Here is a 17,351-nt window from a genome sequence, read left to right on the forward strand (position 1 = left end):
TGACGATGTGTGGTTGCGCTACGGGGAAAGCAGGCCGGCGCGGAACAACTCGTCGTAGGTCGTCAGTCCGCGTTCGGCCTTGTCCATGCCGTCATCAAGGAGCATGCGCTGGCCCTTGTCGGCCAGGCGCTGGCGCAGGCCCCTGTCGTCGTGGTGGTCGAGGATGGCCGCGCTGTCGGACTCGTCCAGGTGCCAGACCTCGAAGATGCCGATGCGGCCGTAGTAGCCCAGATTGTTGCAGACGGAACAGCCGCGCGCGGCCCAGACCGTCTCGGGGGTCTCGCGACCGCCGATGCCGAGCCACTTTTGCTCTCGGTCGTTCGGTGCCCGGCGCTCGTGGCAATGCGGGCAAAGACGTCGCACGAGCCGCTGTGCGATCACAAGCTCGAGTGTCGGTGCGATCTCGAAGTCTTCAAGGCCCATGTTGCGCAGGGAAGCGACGGTACCGACTGCATCACGACTGTGCAGGGTGGCCATCAGGGAACGCCCGCTGGTGGCGATGTTGATCGCGCCGCGGGCGGATGGCTCGTCGCGGACCTCGCCGACCAGTACGTAATCCGGGTCGAGTCGAAGCAGGGTCTGGGTGCCTTGCTCGAAGTCGAGTCCCTGGTCGGTATTGATCTGGATCTGGTTCACGCCCGGGATGGCGTACTCGACCGGGTCCTCGAGCGTGATGATCTGCTGCGATGTTTGGCCGATTTCGTGCAGCAGGGCGTACAGGGTCGTGGTCTTGCCGCTGCCGGTGGGACCGGTCACCAGCAGTACGCCACCGGCTGTCTGCGTCCATTGGCGAATGGCCTCGACCTCCTGTTCCGGAAGACCCAGGTCGCTCAGGTCCTGGAAGGCATCGGGCTCGGCCAGGATGCGCACGGACAGCTTGTCGCCATTGACGCAGGGTACGGTTGTAACGCGCAGATCCAGGTGCCCTGTGTCCTCGCCGCGCCAGGCGAAGCTGCCTTCCGCGGAGTTCAGGGTGGGCATCGGGTCGAGACTGGCCAGCGTCTTGAGCTGATTGGACAGCAGTTCGCCGAGGCCGGACTCGAGTGTCGTGGCGTCGACCATCAGGCCATCGATGCGCAGCCGAATGCGGTAGCCGTGAGGTTCGGGGTCGAGATGGATGTCGGAGGCGCGTACGGCGACGGCGTCCTCGATCAGGGCATGGGCCTCGAGCCGGCCTTCTGCGTGCTCGTCCTCGTTGAGGTACTCGCGCAGGCCGGGGACCAGATGGGGGTTCAGTGCGCGCCCGTCACCGGGCGTTGGTCGGAGCGATTCCGGCATTCAGCCCCCGGTGAAAGGATTGGGGATGTCGCGATACCGGTCGAAACCGGCAAAAGCTACCGCTGCGGGCGTTCGCGCAGGTCGCTCGCGGAACGGGTGACCTGTGCCTCGCGGTCCAGCATGATCAGGGCCTGCGTCTCCTCAGTCTCCTCGCTGACCATCTGGTCACCCTCGACCCCGGGCGGCGGGCTTTGAGGCCGCATTTCCATGACCTGCGCGAGGGTGGGCAGCTCAACCTTCGAGACCAGCTCGGCAGTGGCGTCCTGGGCTTGCGGATTCTGCATCGTCAGCACGAAGCCGGTCGCGAGCACGAGCAGCGACAGGATAAATGGGTGCTGTTGTTGGGCCGTATGCAGCGGACGGGTATCGAACATCGATGCAGCCTGGGTAAGGGACTTGATCCATGGACAATACCCGCGGGAGCGGGTTCCTTCAAGCAACCATGTTCCGGCCGCGAGTGCGCGTCTCAGGCCACTCGGCGGCAGACCAGAAAGACCTCGCCGACGTCTTCTGTGGGGATCATGCCCGGATAGAGCTGGAGCGTCTTCTGACGCTTCAGGGCCAGCGGCATGAAGTAGCGGTTGTAGTAATGCATGGCCGTATCGCGGTGATGCTGCAGGAACCACATGCCCAGACGGGTGAGGAGTGACGAGCGGGGCTTCATGCCGAAGACGCCGCTCTGATCGATGGTAAGACCATGGCGTTCCAGCAACGCGAACAGGCTGTTGGGCGTGTAGCGGCGGTAGTGACCCACGATTTCGTCGAAGCGGGTCCAGTACTCCGGATGGAGGGGCGTCGAGAGCAGGATGCGCGCCCCCGGGGCGGCGACACGCGTCAGTTCGCGCATGGCCTGCTCGTCATCCTCGACGTGCTCGATGATGTCGAGCGCAGAGATCAGGTCGAAGCGGCCGTCTTCGTAGGGCAGGTCGCTGATGACCGCAGATTCCGTGTGACCGCCTTCGGCGCGCAGCGTGCGCAGGGCGGGCTCGCTGATGTCGGCGAAGTGGGTACCGGCGATGGGCAGCCGCGGCCGCATGCCGGGCCCGACCTCAAGGCGCTCGCAGCCGTCGCGATTGAGTCGGCAGACCAGCGGCCAGGTATTGAACTGGTCGGGCGACACCAGTTGCGAGTCTTTCCACAAGTCATTGTAGAAACGGCGATTGGTGTCGAGCAGCCGATCGTGATCGGCGGTATGCGGGGAGGCAGGATCAGACAAGCAGATTTCCGGGGTGCGAATATGTGAAGAGTATAGGGATTCTGTGACGCTCCATGGCGGAGACCGGGGGGCGCATGTGGGAAGCTGTGAACGGCGTCCGGGTTCCGCCCACGCAAGGGAGCGCTTACCTGGGGCGATGTCGATCAGCCGAAATGTTGTTCCGTGGATTCCTGTGACCGCGTGGGGACCGACACCACGCAGTTCCGCCCTTGGGCCTTGGCGTTATAGACGGCCTCGTCGGCCGCGCGGAACAGGTCGTTGATTTCTACATCGCTTCCCGGTTCCCGGCTGGTTACTCCGAAGGACGCGGTGAGCGGCAGGCCCGCCGGGCGCAGGTCCTGGATCCGCTGGCGCAGGTCCTCGGCACGGGTATGGGCATCGAACAGGTCGTTGCCTGGCATCAGGATCAGCAGTTCCTCGCCGCCGAAGCGGACAGGGACCTCGCCGGGCGCGGCCACGGCGCGCAGGAGTTCGCCAATGGCCGCGAGGACTTTGTCGCCGACCAAGTGACCGTGACGGTCATTGATGTCCTTGAAGTGGTCGAGATCCATCAGGATCAGGGCCAGCGGTTGTTCCCGGCTGCAGGGCTCATCGAAGAAACGGCTGGCGAACTCGGTTAGTGCATTGCGATTGCTCAGACCGGTCAGTGGATCAACCATTGCCATTTCGTAGTGCTTCTGACGCTGAAGGCGGACCTCTTCCATCAGGCGTTTGTTGTTCAGCAGGTTGCACAGGCGCGTCCGAAGTTCATCCCCTTGGAAAGGTTTGGTGATGAAGTCATTGACGCCAAGGCGAAATAGCTCCGCGCGTTGGTGCTGATCATCCAGGCCAGACATGGCGACGATCGGCATCTCGGTCATGTCCGGGCATTGCTGACGGATGCACCCCACAAGCCCCATCCCGCTCAGCTCGCCCTCAACCAGGATGTCGCTCAGGACCAGGTCGAACTGCGAGGGATCGAAGGCCGCGAGGGCGTCGGAGGCACTGGCGTAGTGCACGATATCGAGGCCCATCGGCTCCAGGGCGCCGCGCAGGTAGCGTGCGGCGGTGGGGCTGTCCTCCACAAACAGAATCCGTCCGCTGTGGAGGTTCTCCAGCGGCTGCGCGTACCGTTCGGCCTGCTGGAACAGTTCCCCAATGTTGGTTCGGTCGTGGACATCGGTCGCGCCCGCGGCGAAGGCGCGTTCGCGAATGCGCATATCGGGGTTGGACGTAAGGAGGATCAGTGGCAGCCCGCGGCCGTGACGCTTCTTGCGCGCCGCGCGGCAGAATTCCAGGCCATCCATGTCGGGCAGGCTTAGCGAAACGCAGGCCAGCTCTGCGCGGAAGATGTCCAGGCGTGCGAGCCCCTCGGCGCCGGTGCCGGCCATGCTGGCTTCGTGTCCGGCGGTGCCCACCATGCGGCTCCAAAGGGCCTGGAACACGCGCGAGCGATCGACGACCAGGATCCTCATGATCCCGGCCCCTGTGGGCGATCCTGCCGTGGCCCCCTGTGCCCGTGCATGTCCTTGCTCCCATTCCGTCCGGAAACCGCAGCGTCCGTGCTGCCGCTCCGTATAGTGCGCGCTGCCAGCGTTTGCAACAACTGCGGTACCTCGGCTGTGTTGCCGGGGCATGAATGGAGCGTGGGTCGCCTGACTGCATAAGCCAACCCACGGTACAGTTCCGTCATGACAGGAGACGACGCTGGCAAGGCACCGGGAGCGCGCGATTATCGCCAATGGGATGCCTGCGCCTGTGCGGCAGCCGTGCGTGACGGGGAGGTCGCGCCCGGGTCTCTGCTGCGGTGCGCGCTGGAGCGCCTGGATGCGGTGAACCCCGTGCTCAATGCGGTTTGCATCGATGCCCGATCGCGTGCCCAGGCGCGAATCGACGAGGGCGTTAAGGGACCATTCGCCGGGGTCCCGTACCTGGTCAAGGACCTCCTGCAGGACGTCCAGGGGCTTCCCTCGACCCTGGGCAGTCGGTCCTGCCGTCAGGTGATTGCGCCGGCCAGTGCTGACACCGTCCACCGAGCCGAAGATGCAGGGTTGGTGATTCTGGGCAAGACCGCGACGCCGGAATTCGGGCTCAAGGGGGTTACGGAGTCCGCGCTCTGGGGGCCGACGCGAAACCCGTGGGATATCGATCGCTCGCCCGGTGGTTCCAGTGGTGGGGCGGCGGCAGCCGTGGCGGCCGGGATCGTGCCCATGGCCGGTGCCAACGACGGGGCCGGGTCGATTCGCATACCGGCCTCGTACTGCGGGTTATTCGGACTGAAGCCTTCGCGCGGTCGGGTGCCGGTGACGCCGCTGGCGGGCGAGGCCTGGGAGGGCGCGGTGAGCGAGGGGGTGCTTTCGCGCAGTGTGCGTGACAGTGCCCGGATGCTCGATGTCCTGTCCTCGGGGCAGAGTGCTTCCGCGCCCTTTCGGGTGGAGCCACCTTCGGCAAGCTTCGAGGAACTCGCCCGACGCGAGCCGGGACGCCTGCGGATCGGCTGGAACGTCGATTCGCCCGTTGGCGGAAGAGTCGATCGCGATTGTGTGGAGGCGGTGGAGCGGGCCGGCGCTTTGCTGGAAGCGCAGGGCCACGTCGTCGAGCGGGTAACGGACTGGCCAGTGGATGGCCGGCATGTGGCGCGGTCGGTACTGGCGTTGTTGTACGGACAGGTGGCGGCGTTTGTGGCGCGGGCGCGCGAACGGGGTGCGCGCTGGGACGACTTCGAGCTGGATACGCGTACGCTGGCGCGGCTGGGGCGGGCGTTGACCGCGGGGGAATACGCCCGCGCCCGGCAGGGCTGGAATCGCGTGAGTCTGGCGCTGGCGACGCTGTTCGAGCGCTATGACGTCCTGCTGCTGCCGACCGTGGCGATGCCGCCCCCGCGGATCGGCGAGCTGGAGCCAGCCCCCCTGGTCCGCGCCCTGCAACGGCTTGCCCTGTACCTGCCTGTGGGCCGCTGGATGCTGAACAGCCGCTTTCTGGAGCGGATGACGTTCGAGAACCTGGAGCGCACCCCGTTTACCCTGGCCGCCAACCTGGCCGGAATCCCCGCGATGTCGGTGCCGCTGCACTGGGATCGGGATGGACTCCCCGTGGGTGTGCAGTTCATGGCGCCCTGGGGCGAAGAGGGACGGCTGCTCTCACTGGCGACCCAGCTGGAGGCCGCGCAGCCCTGGTTTGACCGGGTGCCGCCACCCCTGCCGGGCACAGGGCAGGGCTGAAGCATCGTCCCTGCGTCCGATTCGGGTCAGGCGACGCTGCGGCGCCAGTTCGTGATTTCGTCGTGCAGATGCTGGCGGGCCGGATCGTCCAGGAAGGCGGCTTCGACCGCGTTGCGGGCGAGTTGCTCCAGGTCGTCGAGCGACAGGCTTAGCGCTTCGGTCGTTGCGCGGAAGTTTTCGCCGATGTAGCCGCCGAAGTAGGCGGGGTCGTCGGAGTTGATGGTGACCCGCAGCCCGGCAGCGAGCAGGCGCTTGAGGTTGTGGTCCTCGAGCTGGTCGAACACGCAGAGCTTGATGTTCGACAGCGGGCAGACGGTCAGCGGGATCTGTTCCTTCGCAAGCCGTTGCAGGAGGGCGGGGTCCTGTTCGGCCTGCACGCCATGGTCGATGCGATCGACTTGCAGCAGGTCCAGGGCCTGGTGGATGTATTCGGGCGGGCCCTCCTCGCCGGCGTGGGCGACGACACGGAAGCCGGCGTCGCGCACGCGATCGAAGACGGCCCGGAATTTCTCCGGCGGGTTGCCCTGTTCGGCCGAGTCCAGACCGAATGCCGCAATGCGGTCACGGTAGGGCTGGGCCGCCTCGAAGGTCTCCATCGCGGCCTCGGCGCTCAGGTGGCGCAGAAAGCACAGGATCAGCCGGCTGGAGATTTCCAGCTCGCGTTTGCCGTCGTCCAGGGCGCGGGTGATGCCATTGATCACCGTCGCGAACGCCACGCCGCGTTCGGTATGCGTCTGGGGGTCGAAGAAGATCTCGGTGTGGCGTACGTGATCCTCCTGGCAGCGTTTCAGGTAGGCGCAGGTCAGGTCATAGAAGTCCTGCTCGGTCAGCAGGACGCAGGCCCCCGCGTAGTAGATATCCAGAAACGACTGCAGATCCTGGAACTGGTAGGCCGCGCGCACCTCGTCGATCGAGGCATAGGGCAGTTCCACGCCGTTGCGCTCGGCCAGCCGGAACAGGAGTTCCGGTTCCAGGGCACCCTCGATGTGCAGGTGCAGCTCTACCTTGGGTAGGCGGGCGATGGCGTCTTGCATGGTGGCGTCCTGAAGTCTGTACGGGGCGAGGCATGGTAACGGCTTGATCCGATAGGTGCCTGGTGGGGCCGACGGTTACGGGTCGATACGCGTCTCGCTGGCACTGCCGTGCTCGATCCAGCCATGGATCATGCGTGGGGTCGTCGTGCCGGCCGCACAGTGGCCCTCGCGGTCGATCACGATCGCCCCGCCGTAGCCGTCCAGTCGCTCGCGCAGCCGTCGCAGGCTCGCGGTGAGGGCCTCGGCGGCACCGAGGCCCAGCAGCTCGATATGGTCGGCCAGGTCCTTGGCGAAGACACTGCGTAGAAAATGCTCGCCGAGGCCGGTCGCCGAGATGGCGGCGGTGTGATCGTCGGCGTAGACGCCCGCACCCGCGATGGGCGAGTCCCCGACGCGGCCGGGGCGTTGGCCATTCATGCCGCCTGTGGAGGTTGCCGCGGCCAGGTGGCCGTGCTGATCGCGGGCGACCGCGCCGATGGTCCCCGGGGCGGGCTCGTCATGGTCCAGCGTGACTGTGCCGCGTCGCAGTGTTCGTTCCAGTTGCTCCCGCCGTTGCGCCGTGATCAGTCGGCTTTCGTCGATCAGGGGCAGCCCGGCCTGCCGGGCAAAGCTTGCGGCACCCTCCGCGACCAGCAGCACATGCGCGCCGTCCTCCAGGATCGCGCGGGCCAGGCGGATGGGGTTGGCGATCCCGCGCACCGCGCCCACGGCCCCCACACCGAGGGTTTCACCGTCCATGATCGCGGCGTCCAGCTCGACCGTGCCCTCGCGGGTCAGCGCGGCTCCGATGCCGGCGTTGAATAGCGGGTCGTCCTCAAGCAGTGCCGCGCAGTATTCAACAGTATCGAGTGCCCGCTCGCCGCGGGCCAGGCTCTCGCGGCCGGCCTCCAGTACCCGCAGCATCGCGGCGTGGTACTGCTCGGCAACCAGCGGGTCCTGCGCCTCGCGGATGCGCCCGGCACCGCCGTGGATCATCAGCGAGAAGGATTCCGAGGCCATCAGCGGTCCTGCACCTGGCCACGGATGAACAGGATGTCGCTGTGGCTGCCCGGGACAAAGCGGCTCTGGGCGATCGCGATCTCGCCCGCCGCGTTGACCGCCATCCGCCGTTTCAGCTGCCCCTGAAGCCCGCCGCTGTAGGGCCGGTCGACGGTGCCCGGGACGGGCTCGACGGGCGCGAACGCCAGGGTGTCCAGCGTGGCGTGGGTAAACGCCAGACCGTACGGGCGATCGGTTGGGTGTTGATAGCGCTGCCAGACGAGATAGAGCCGGTCGGCGGAGCGCGACAGCGTGGGGAAGCCGCCCGGCCAGTCGCCCGCGTCGAGCTCATTCGCCGGGCCGAACTCCAGGGTGTCGGCATCGGCCTGGGTGATGTGCAGTCTGCGGTGGTAGGGCTGGCGGTAGTCCTCCAGGTCGTTCGCAGGGATGGCCCCGAACGCCAGATGCACGGTACCTCCGTCATCCACTACTAGCGAAGGGGCGTCGGCATGACCTGGCGTTTCAACCGCCGTCGCAGGTGCGGAAAAGCCTTCGCCCAGTTCATCCGAGGTCGCGATGCGGATGTCGGCATACGGGCTGTCACCCTCCGACCAGGCGAGCAGGATCCGTCCCGAGGGGGCCTGAGCCAGACTCGGTGCGCGGGCCGGTTTGTAGGCCCCTTCGTTGATCGTCTCGGGTTCCGCGAAGCTCTCGCCATTGTCGGACGAGTAGGTGACGCGCAGCGGACCCTGGTACTCGGTCCAGGCCGCGACGACCTGACCCTCGGCGGCCAGCAGCAGGTCCAGGCTGCCATTGTCCCAGCGATGGGCGGTGATGCGTCCCTTGCCGGCACCGTCCCGCGAGTTGGACAGATTCTGATGATCCTCGAAGGAGCGTCCCCCGTCCCGGGAGCGGGCATAGAGGATCTCCCCGCCGTGGTCGCCCCCGGTAAACAGGATCTCCTGCCAGAGCAGGTGAACGGTGAATGCGTCCTCGTCATCCGGTGGCGGCTCGATCGCGACGCGCGGCAGCCAGGAGAAGGTGTCCGGTTCCCCGCCGATACGGGTGGGCTCATCCAGGACGGCCTGGCCGTCGCGGTCGTAGCGTTGCAGCAAGATCGCCTGTTCTACCTGGTCAACCCAGACGACCACCACCTCGCCATGATCGTTGATCGCCACCGAGGCATCGTCCACATAGCGAAACTCGGAGGCATTCATGCGCCAGGGGCCTCGGTAGGCCTCGCCGCGGGCGACTTCGCCGGGATCCTGCCAGACAATCCGGTTCTGGGCTTCGTGGTCCGCCAGTGGCGGTGTGGGCGCAATAGCGAAAGCTAGGCCGGCCACGAGGCCAATGGCCGGCCGGGCGTGTGCGTGTGCGGTACGAGCCATGCGACCTCCTGGGATGAAATCCGGGCCGGTTACGTGCGGCTGCGCTTTATGGGACCACCGGGTGCCGGGAAGGATTCACGTCTATCCCCCAAGGGGAGACAACAGTTCCTGGACGAAACGGCCGAACAGTGCTGGTTCCAGCAGGAGCATGAAGCTTACGCCCCAGGCACCGCCCCACAGGTGGGCGCTGTGGTTCACATTGTCGCGAGCCTGGCGCTGCGCCCAGAAGGAATAGGCCACATAAGCCGCCGCAAAAACGATCGCCGGCATCGGGATGAAGAACACGAACAGCATCGACCAGGGCTGCAGCAGGATATAGGCGAACAGAACGGCCGAGACCGCTCCCGAGGCGCCCAGGCTGCGGTAGAAGCGGTTGTCCCGATGGCGCAGGTGGGTGGGCAGGATCGCCAGCACGATGCCGGCCAGATAGAACGCCACAAAGCCCAGTACGCCGATCTCCGGGACCAGCACGCGCTCCATGGCCATCCCGAAGAAGAACAGCGTGATCATGTTGAACGCGAGATGGGTACCGTCCGCGTGAATGAACCCGTGGGTGATCAGCCGCCAGTATTCCCCGCGGGCCACCGCCGGTGGCCAGTAGATCATCCGCTCCATCACGCGCGGTCGCTGCCAGGCCCAGACGGAGGTCGCCACGGTACCCGCGATGATGAACAGCGTGATGTAAAAGTCCTGTTCCATTGATGATCGGCCACGGTCGGGGGGCCGATTTTTCTGATGGGTTCGGCCCTGGATATTGAAAAGTTCGCTCGACTTCCTACGTATCGGGGTAGGAGCCCTGAATGCAAGTGCGTACGACACACAATACGAGGAGGTGACCGCATGGACCTGCAAAAGCTCAAGCCGTGGAACTGGTTCAAGCGCGAGGAACAGGAACAGCCCGAGGTCCTGCCCGCGCGGCGCGACGAAGCCACGGGCGACCCGCTGCTGCGGATGCACCAGGAGATGGACCGGATGTTCGAGCAGTTCTTCGGTCGTGCCCGGGGCGGTGCCCTCGCGGGGCGTACCGGCCCACTGTGGCTGAAGCCCAGCGTGGACATCGCCGAGGGACGCAAGGCCTACCGGATCTCGGTGGAGGTGCCCGGGATCGCGGAGGAGGAGATCGACCTCTCGATCGATGGCGACGACCTGATCGTCTCGGGCGAAAAGCGCCAGGAACACGAAGAGGACGAGGAAGGCTACCACCGGATCGAGCGCAGTTACGGGCGGTTTCGCCGGGTCTTGAGCCTGCCCGGCGACGCCGACACGGACGGCATATCCGCCCGCTTCAAGAACGGGGTGCTGGATGTCCATGTCCCCCGTCGCAAGGATGGCGAGCGCCCCGGGGTGCGGCGAATCGAGATTGGACGTTAGCGTTGCATGGGGGAACCGGTCGGGACATGCGCATCGGCCCTGTGCAGTCTAGGCTGAAGGACAGGTAAGCGGCAGGGAGGCCGATGATGACGCGCCGTATCGTGATCTGCGCGGACGGGACCTGGAACCGTCCGGAGGAGGACGTCGAGTCCGACGTCCCGACGAACGTATTGCGCCTGGCTCGGGCGGTGGCGCCGGTCGACGCCGCTGGCGACACCCAGCAGGTGTTCTATGACTGGGGCGTGGGGTCATACCACGCCCGGGTCAGTGGCGGGGTTACCGGGCGGGGCATCCACAAGAACATCACCGATGCCTATCGCTACATCGTGCAGAACTACGCCTCCGGCACGGAGCTCTTCCTGTTCGGGTTCAGCCGGGGTGCGTACACCGTGCGCAGCCTGTGCGGCCTGATCAACAACTGCGGGATCCTCCGGCGCCCGGATGCACGCCTGATCGAGGAGGCCTTTCGCCTGTACAAGCGGCTGGGGGCGGCGTACAAACCCGAGGGCAAGCACTCGCGCGCCTTTCGCGAGGCCCACAGCCATCCCTCGCGGACGATCCGTTTCGTGGGTGTCTGGGATACCGTCGGGGCACTGGGCATCCCGTTTTCGGTGCTCGGGCTGTTCGACCGCACCGATGAATTCTACGACACCAAGCTGGGCCCGAATGTCCGGATCGCCCGGCATGCACTGGCCATCGACGAGCGCCGCGCGGACTTCGAACCCACCCTGTGGGCACCCCGCGAAGGGCTGGATCTGGACCAGCAGTGGTTCGCGGGCGTGCACGCGGATATCGGGGGTGGCTATCCACCCGACGCCCAGGGGCTGCAGGTCGCCGACATACCCCTGGACTGGATGCTGGAGCAGGCATCCGCCGCAGGACTGGAGTTCGAGCCGCACCTCCCGGCCAGCCTGCGCCCCGACGCTCGCGCCGCGATCCACCAGTCGCGGCGTCACATCTATCGCTTGCGCCGTACACTGGTCCGGGATCTCGACCAGGGGGATTCCCCGACGCGGCTGCACTCGTCGGTCGAAGAACGCTACCGGCAGTCGCGCGACTACCGGCCTCCAAACCTCAAGGCCTATCTCGACAGGCGATCCCGCGACCTGTGACCTCACTGGCCCCGGCTCGTGTCATCATGAATGTACCGGCACGGGGGCGTTTGGAGGTATAACCGCCGCTTTGGCGGGGGTGCCGGGCTCGGGGCGAGAGAGTGGCAACGACTTTGGGGAGGGGGCATGGCGAGGTCGCGTGACGCGAGCCAGGAACGCTGGATCGATCGGTTTCGTGTGCTGGAGACACTAGGGGAGAGTGCGCGCGACGGCCTGTATGTCGCGCATGACGGCGTGCTGGACCGACGCGTGATGGTGCGTACGCTGACGCAACAGGCCCTGGGCGATGCCGAGGCGCGTGATGAACTGATGCGTTCCGCCCGCGCGGTGAGCCGCTTCCGGCACCCCCACAGCGCGGCGATCTTCGAAGCGGGGCCCTGGGACGAGGGTCTTTACCTTGTATGCGAGTACATCGAGGGCGAAACGCTGGATGCCCTGCTCGCCAGGGGACGGCTGCCGCTGGACCGCGCCCTGGCGCTGATGCGCGAGATTGTCGATGCCCTGGCCGCTGCGCACGAGCAGGGGATTGTTCATGGGTCGCTGCAGCCCGCGAACATCACGGTGGGCGCGGATGGTCATGCGCGAGTCACCGGTCTGGGGCTCGCGTTGCCCCAGGGTAGCGAACAGGCCGCGGGGCATCAGACACAGACGCGCCATTACCTGGCCCCGGAGCAGCTGCGCGGCGGCACGCCTGCACTGGCAGGGGACGTGTTCTCGCTGGGGGCGCTGTTCTACGAACTCATGGCGGGGCGTCGGGCCTTTCCCGGGGACACCGACCAGGGTGTTCTGGATACGATGGAAACCGGCGTCTTCGAACCGCCGTCGAAGCACACGGGCGAGGGCGACGAACGCCTGGATGCCATCGCCCTGAGGGCACTGCGGCCCGATCCGCACGAGCGTTACGCAACGGCCCAGGCGCTGCGCGAGGCGTTTCTCGCCGTGACCGAGGGCCGCGAGTCCGACGCGGGAGATCCGGGCGACTTCATCCTTCGAAGGATCCGGCGCAAGCCGGACTTCCCGGGGGTCTCGGCCCACATCCGCGAGATTACCCAGTGCTCGGGCGACAGCCAGCAGCGCTCGGTCGCCGAACTGTCGAATGCGGTGCTGAAGGACTACGCGACGACACAGAAGCTTCTGCGGCTGGCCAATTCCCCTTTCTACAGCAACTTCGGCGGCAACATCCGCACGGTGTCCCGTGCGGTCGTCCTGCTGGGATTCGAGCAGGTGCGCACGGCGGCGCTAGGCCTCGTCCTGCTGGAAAACCTCAAGGGCGGGAGCCAGTCCGCTCGCCTGATGCAGGCGATGGTTCAGACGCTGTTCAGCGCGATGCTGGCGCGCACGCTGGCCCGGCAGCTCGGCGGAGTCGAAAGCGAACAGGCGTTCGTCTGCGCGTTGTTCCACGACATCGGGCGGATGTTGGCGCTCTACTACCTCCCCGAGGAGGCCGACGAGATTCAGATCCGGCAGACGCAGGGCGTTTCCGAGGGCAGTGCGGCGCGCCAGGTGCTTGGGCTCTCGTACGAGGCACTGGCGCGTGCCGTGCTGGAGGACTGGAACTTTCCGCGCGAGATCGTGCAGGCGGTCGAACGGGCGCCCGAGGGCACGTTGCCGGCGGTACGCGACCCGGACCAGCGTCTGCACCGGATCGTGACCCTGGCCAGCGAGATGGCGGGCCGGATTATCCACCAGGACCCGGCGGAGCAGGATCTCGCCCTGGCCGAACTGCGGCGCCGCTACAAGGCGTCGCTGGACGTCGAAGCTACGGGTATGCGCCGGGCCATTCAGGACGGGCGCGAGCATCTCGAGCAGTTTCTGAGCGTGGTCAAGCTGCCGCGCGAGGGGCAGGAACATCTGCGGCAACTGCGACGGAATCTGGGGGTTGGCGAGACCGCGCAGGGTGGCGACGTTCCGGACGAGGAGGCCCTGCTGGATGCCAATGGTGGCCTGGCGGCCGACGGCCCGGGCTCCGGGGCGGCGTCACCGGCCGAGCAGGCGGCGGCGCTGATGGAGTCGCTGACGGACATGCTCGATGCGATGGTCGAGGGATTCGAGCTGAACCCGCTGGTGCAGGCCGCGCTGGAAAACATCTACCAGGTGCTGGGGTTGCGCCGCGCGATGCTGATGCTGGCGGATCGGGAACGCCGCACGCTGGTGGCCCATACCGCGTTCGGGCATGAGGCGGAATCCCTGTCCGGGCGCTTGCGCTTGTCTCTGTCCGGCTCCGGCAATGTCCTCTCGCTGGCCATGACACAGCGCAAGGATATGGTGATCAGCGACAGTTCGGACCCGGCGATCAGCCGCTACATTCCGGGGGAGTTCCGTGATGTGCTGGATGCGCGTAGTTTTCTCTTGCTGCCCTTGGGAGTGCGTGAGCGCTGTGTGGGGCTGCTGTACCTGGAGTTGGCGCCGGGCAGTACGGAACTGGACCCGCTGGTGCTGCGCGCTCTGAAATCGGTTCGGAATCAGCTGGCCCTGGCGATCTGCGAGGCGCGTTCTTGACGCGATTCAAGGCGACCCCTCCCCGGCGAGTACGCCGATGCGGTAGTCGGGGAGCATGTCGTGGGCACGGCGGCTGTGGGGGCGGCCGGTACCCTTCGTATCCCATCCGTGCGAGGCATCCGTCCCGCAGTCGTCCTCGATCGGCGTCGGATGGCGCGGCAGGTACTTGGTGAAGTCATAGACCACGCCATGGATCGCCATCCAGCAGTCGTCTTCGCTGGCGTGGCGGGCCAGTTCCTCGTGCGTGATGCCCTCGTCACCCTCCACAACCGGTGGGGTGGTGTCCGGGCCCAGCAGGTGCACGGCCAGGAGGGTCAGCAGGCTCGCGATGAACGCGACTAGGAGCGTGTAGAGAGTCTGGCCGGTTCGTGTCATGGCGTTCTCACAGCAGATGGAAGGCCTCGGAGTGGATGCGCGCGTTCGGCACGCCTTCGGCATGCAGGAGTCCGCGGACGTAACGATCGACAACCCCCGGACCACAGATCCAGAACTCGGCGGATGCGAAATCCGCACAGTGCTGCCGCAGGAAATCGGCGCTGAGCAGGCCGTCCCGTTCGCGCAGGTGCAATGTCAGGTCCAGATCCTCGATCGTGTTGGCGAGACGCTCGAGTTCGTCATGGTAGGCCGCTGCTTCCCGGCGATCGGCCAGTTGGAACAGGTGCACGGGAGGGTTGGCCGAACGTCCTTCGTGCGCCAGCGCGCGTACCGCAGACACAAAGGGGGTAATGCCGACTCCCGCGCCCAGCCAGACGGCCGGCCGCTTGCGGTCATGCCCCTGCAGGAAGGTGCCGTACGGGCCCTCGACCTGGACCGGGCTACCCTTGGCGACCGTCTGCAACGCGCGCGATCCATCGCCCAGGCCCTTGATTCCAATCCTCAGGTATTCCTCCCCGGGTGCGGAGGCGATGGTAAAGGGGTGTTCTTCGCCCTGGCCGTTGGCCAGTCCCGGGTCGAGCGGCGTCAGATAAACAAACTGGGCCGGTTGATGCGCCAGCGGCTCTCCTTCGGGACGCAGACGCAGCTCGACCATGGTCGGGGTCAGCCGCTCGACTCCGTCGACCCGGTAGTCATGCCGTCCGATGCGGGGCGAGAGCAGCTTGCGCCACAGGTAGGCGGCCAGAGCCAGGATCCCGAGCAGCCACCAGGGCCAGGTCGCCTGCGCCAGCGGCCAGGCATGGACAACCCCCAGCAGAAGCGCGAGGCCGGACAGCACATGCAGGCGTTTCCAGCGGGCGTACCCGGGCTCGCCAAAGAACTTGAAGGTCGGGGCCAGCACGATGACTAGCACGACCAGTGCGCCCCATCCGGCCAGGATGGCCCAGTGATCGGGGCCCGGGAACAGGCGGTGAACGGCGGATGCCACCGAGTGTCCCATCCCCCCGGCGGCGACGAGCCAGACGTGCACGATCGCGAGGAGCAGGGCGGCGGCGCCCAGGGCGTGGTGGCGTCTCCAGAGGTCGATCAGCCCGCCGAACGGGCGGTCGCTGTGCGGTAGCCGGATGCTCAGGATGCCGGCCAGCAGCATGCAGGTGAGGGCGAGTACCCCGGAGACCTGCGTCAGCCAGCGGATGACCTCGTCGCGCTCCCAGATGATGGGCGCCAGGTGGCCACCGGCCCAGAGCGGGACGAGCAGCGCCAGCAGTAACAGAAAATCGCCCCGGTGGAGTCGGTTCACGGCGGCGCCCCTGAAGGGTGACCATCCGTCGAGTATGGAAATGCCTCGTGCGCTTCGCAAGTGGGCGTCAGAGCTTGCGCCGGTACCAGTGGATCACGATCCAGTCGTACAGCGCGTGGGTGATGATGACCACCAGCAGGTTGCCCGTCAGGTAATAGACGAGCCCCAGATAAAGCCCGATGGCCGTGGCAAAGACGAAATAGAGCCGCGTGATCGCATGGGCGAGGCCGAAGACCACCGCGGCGATCAGGATCGCCAGGAACGCCGGCAGGTGGGTGTCGAGCCAGGTCTGCAGGACACCGCGAACCAGGAGCTCTTCGCCGAGTCCGGCCAGCAACGAAATCAGCAGGATGGCCCCTGGCCAGGCGCTTCCGAACAGTCGCGCGATGAAATCGCGCACCTGTCCGGAAAGGGTGTCGTAGGCGGACCCGCCGAAATGCGCGATGAGCCCCAGCATCGCCAGCATCGGCAGCACCGCGATCACGCCGATCAGCGCATGATTCGGATCCCAGTGCAGGTGCTCGCCCAGCGGAACCCCGGCGATTGCGGCCAGGAAGAATGCCAGGGGGATCAGGGCGGCCTGGAACATCAGGCCGACCAGGAGGGGGTGGCTGCGCAGGTTCATGGGCGCAGGGTAGCGCACCCATGGGGTGGTTACGTGTTTTCCGTCAGCGCATGCACATGGCTGCGTACGCTGCGCGCCAGCGCCGCGAGATCGTAGCCACCCTCCAGCACCGAGACCAGACGGCCGGTCGCGTGCCGCTCGGCAATCGCCATCAGCTGGCGCGTGACCCACTCGAAGTCGCTCTCGAGCAGATTGAGCCCGGCGAGCGGGTCGTCCCGGTGGCCATCGAACCCGGCTGATATCAGGATCAACTCCGGCCGGAATCGTTCCAGGGCGGGCAGCCAGTCGCGCTCGATCGCCGCGCGAAAGGCGGGGCCGTCTGTACCCGCCGCGAGTGGGGTATGGACCAGGTGTTCGCGCCGGGACAGCGGCCGGTCCGGATAGAACGGATGCTGGAAGCTGGAACAGAACAGCGCCCGGGGATCATCGCGAACGATGTCTTCGGTCCCGTTGCCGTGATGGACGTCGAAGTCCGCGATTGCGACACGGCTCAGGCCGTGTACGTCCAGGGCCCAGCGTGCCGCGATTGCCACGTTGTTGAACAGGCAAAAGCCCATTGCCCGGTCCCGCTCAGCGTGGTGTCCCGGGGGCCGAACTGCACAGAAGACATTACGGGCCTCGCCCTCGAGGACGCGGCGGGTACCCTCGATTGTGGCTCCCGCCGCATGGTGCGCGGCGCGAATGGAATGCTCGTTGATGTGCGTGTCGGGGTCCACGGCAACGCGAACGCCCGGGTCGGGTTGGGCCGCGTGGATCGCGTCTACATGGGTACGGGAGTGGGCGCGCAATAGGTCCTCGTCCGTGGCCGCCGGCGGGTCCTCGATGCGCTCCAGTCCATTGAGGTTTTGCAGCGCGGCATCGATCGCGGCCAGTCGCTGCGGGCATTCCGGGTGTCCGGGTCCGGCATCGTGGAGCCGGCAGGCGGGGTGGGTGATGTACAGGGTACGGGCCATCGCCATCGACCTCTGCGCAGTG

The 17,351-nt window shown here is 66.6% G+C and carries 16 protein-coding genes; 4 read left to right on the forward strand and 12 right to left on the reverse strand.

From position 1 onward, the window contains the following. Positions 1-18 precede the first annotated feature (18 nt). The 4 genes from F466_RS0108175 to F466_RS0108190 form a co-directional block, all read right to left on the reverse strand. A complete protein-coding gene (locus F466_RS0108175) occupies positions 19-1,278 on the reverse strand; it encodes a GspE/PulE family protein (protein WP_018993840.1) in 1,260 nt (419 codons plus the stop codon). Between the two features lie 56 nt (positions 1,279-1,334). Further along, positions 1,335-1,652: a hypothetical protein gene (locus F466_RS0108180; RefSeq protein WP_012982770.1), complete on the reverse strand. Its 318-nt coding sequence runs from the start codon at positions 1,650-1,652 to the stop codon at positions 1,335-1,337. A 92-nt stretch (positions 1,653-1,744) separates the two neighbouring features. Further along, the gene (locus tag F466_RS0108185; protein WP_018649471.1) at positions 1,745-2,494 is read right to left on the reverse strand and encodes a bifunctional 2-polyprenyl-6-hydroxyphenol methylase/3-demethylubiquinol 3-O-methyltransferase UbiG; all 750 of its coding nucleotides are present in this window, start codon (positions 2,492-2,494) and stop codon (positions 1,745-1,747) included. 143 nt (positions 2,495-2,637) lie between these two features. Further along, on the reverse strand, positions 2,638-3,948 hold the full coding sequence (locus F466_RS0108190) for a diguanylate cyclase (RefSeq protein WP_018993841.1): 1,311 nt from the start codon (positions 3,946-3,948) through the stop codon (positions 2,638-2,640). 216 nt (positions 3,949-4,164) lie between these two features. Here F466_RS0108190 and F466_RS0108195 point away from each other — a divergent pair, with 216 nt between their 5' ends. Continuing rightward, complete coding sequence (locus tag F466_RS0108195) at positions 4,165-5,694, forward strand: amidase family protein (RefSeq protein WP_051075331.1); 1,530 nt, start codon at positions 4,165-4,167, stop codon at positions 5,692-5,694. Positions 5,695-5,720: 26 nt separating this feature from the next. On the opposite strand, the gene F466_RS0108200 is transcribed toward F466_RS0108195, so the two are convergent. From F466_RS0108200 to F466_RS0108215, 4 genes are all read right to left on the reverse strand, one after another. Next, on the reverse strand, positions 5,721-6,728 hold the full coding sequence (locus F466_RS0108200) for an adenosine deaminase (RefSeq protein WP_018993843.1): 1,008 nt from the start codon (positions 6,726-6,728) through the stop codon (positions 5,721-5,723). A 75-nt stretch (positions 6,729-6,803) separates the two neighbouring features. Further along, positions 6,804-7,727 (reverse strand): isoaspartyl peptidase/L-asparaginase family protein, encoded by a 924-nt coding sequence (locus F466_RS0108205; protein WP_018993844.1) that lies wholly within the window; start codon positions 7,725-7,727, stop codon positions 6,804-6,806. Beyond that, positions 7,727-9,094, reverse strand: a complete 1,368-nt coding sequence (locus tag F466_RS0108210) for a sialidase family protein (protein ID WP_018993845.1) — start codon at positions 9,092-9,094, stop codon at positions 7,727-7,729. The genes F466_RS0108205 and F466_RS0108210 overlap by 1 nt, the downstream gene beginning before the upstream one ends. Before the next feature lie 81 nt (positions 9,095-9,175). Continuing rightward, complete coding sequence (locus F466_RS0108215) at positions 9,176-9,793, reverse strand: rhomboid family intramembrane serine protease (RefSeq protein ID WP_018139320.1); 618 nt, start codon at positions 9,791-9,793, stop codon at positions 9,176-9,178. Between the two features lie 141 nt (positions 9,794-9,934). Between F466_RS0108215 and F466_RS0108220 the strand changes: the two genes are divergently transcribed. The 3 genes from F466_RS0108220 to F466_RS0108230 all read left to right on the forward strand — a co-directional run bounded on the left by F466_RS0108220 (position 9,935) and on the right by F466_RS0108230 (position 14,076). Then, positions 9,935-10,465, forward strand: a complete 531-nt coding sequence (locus F466_RS0108220) for an Hsp20/alpha crystallin family protein (RefSeq protein WP_018139321.1) — start codon at positions 9,935-9,937, stop codon at positions 10,463-10,465. Positions 10,466-10,551: 86 nt separating this feature from the next. Further along, the gene (locus F466_RS0108225) at positions 10,552-11,577 is read left to right on the forward strand and encodes a DUF2235 domain-containing protein (RefSeq protein WP_026296435.1); all 1,026 of its coding nucleotides are present in this window, start codon (positions 10,552-10,554) and stop codon (positions 11,575-11,577) included. A 126-nt stretch (positions 11,578-11,703) separates the two neighbouring features. Continuing rightward, positions 11,704-14,076 (forward strand): HDOD domain-containing protein, encoded by a 2,373-nt coding sequence (locus F466_RS0108230; protein ID WP_018993847.1) that lies wholly within the window; start codon positions 11,704-11,706, stop codon positions 14,074-14,076. A gap of 6 nt (positions 14,077-14,082) precedes the next feature. On the opposite strand, the gene F466_RS0108235 is transcribed toward F466_RS0108230, so the two are convergent. The 4 genes from F466_RS0108235 to F466_RS0108250 all read right to left on the reverse strand — a co-directional run bounded on the left by F466_RS0108235 (position 14,083) and on the right by F466_RS0108250 (position 17,335). Continuing rightward, positions 14,083-14,451: a cytochrome b5-like heme/steroid binding domain-containing protein gene (locus tag F466_RS0108235; protein WP_018993848.1), complete on the reverse strand. Its 369-nt coding sequence runs from the start codon at positions 14,449-14,451 to the stop codon at positions 14,083-14,085. 7 nt (positions 14,452-14,458) lie between these two features. Next, positions 14,459-15,751: a ferric reductase-like transmembrane domain-containing protein gene (locus F466_RS0108240; RefSeq protein ID WP_018174216.1), complete on the reverse strand. Its 1,293-nt coding sequence runs from the start codon at positions 15,749-15,751 to the stop codon at positions 14,459-14,461. A gap of 67 nt (positions 15,752-15,818) precedes the next feature. Further along, positions 15,819-16,376 (reverse strand): CPBP family intramembrane glutamic endopeptidase, encoded by a 558-nt coding sequence (locus tag F466_RS0108245; RefSeq protein WP_026278829.1) that lies wholly within the window; start codon positions 16,374-16,376, stop codon positions 15,819-15,821. Between the two features lie 29 nt (positions 16,377-16,405). Beyond that, entirely contained in the window at positions 16,406-17,335 is a 930-nt protein-coding gene (locus F466_RS0108250; protein WP_018139327.1) for a histone deacetylase family protein, read from the reverse strand. Between the last annotated feature and the right edge of the window lie 16 nt (positions 17,336-17,351).

The sequence above is a fragment of the Thioalkalivibrio sp. ALgr1 genome (genome assembly GCF_000378285.1).
GTDB lineage: Bacteria > Pseudomonadota > Gammaproteobacteria > Ectothiorhodospirales > Ectothiorhodospiraceae > Thioalkalivibrio.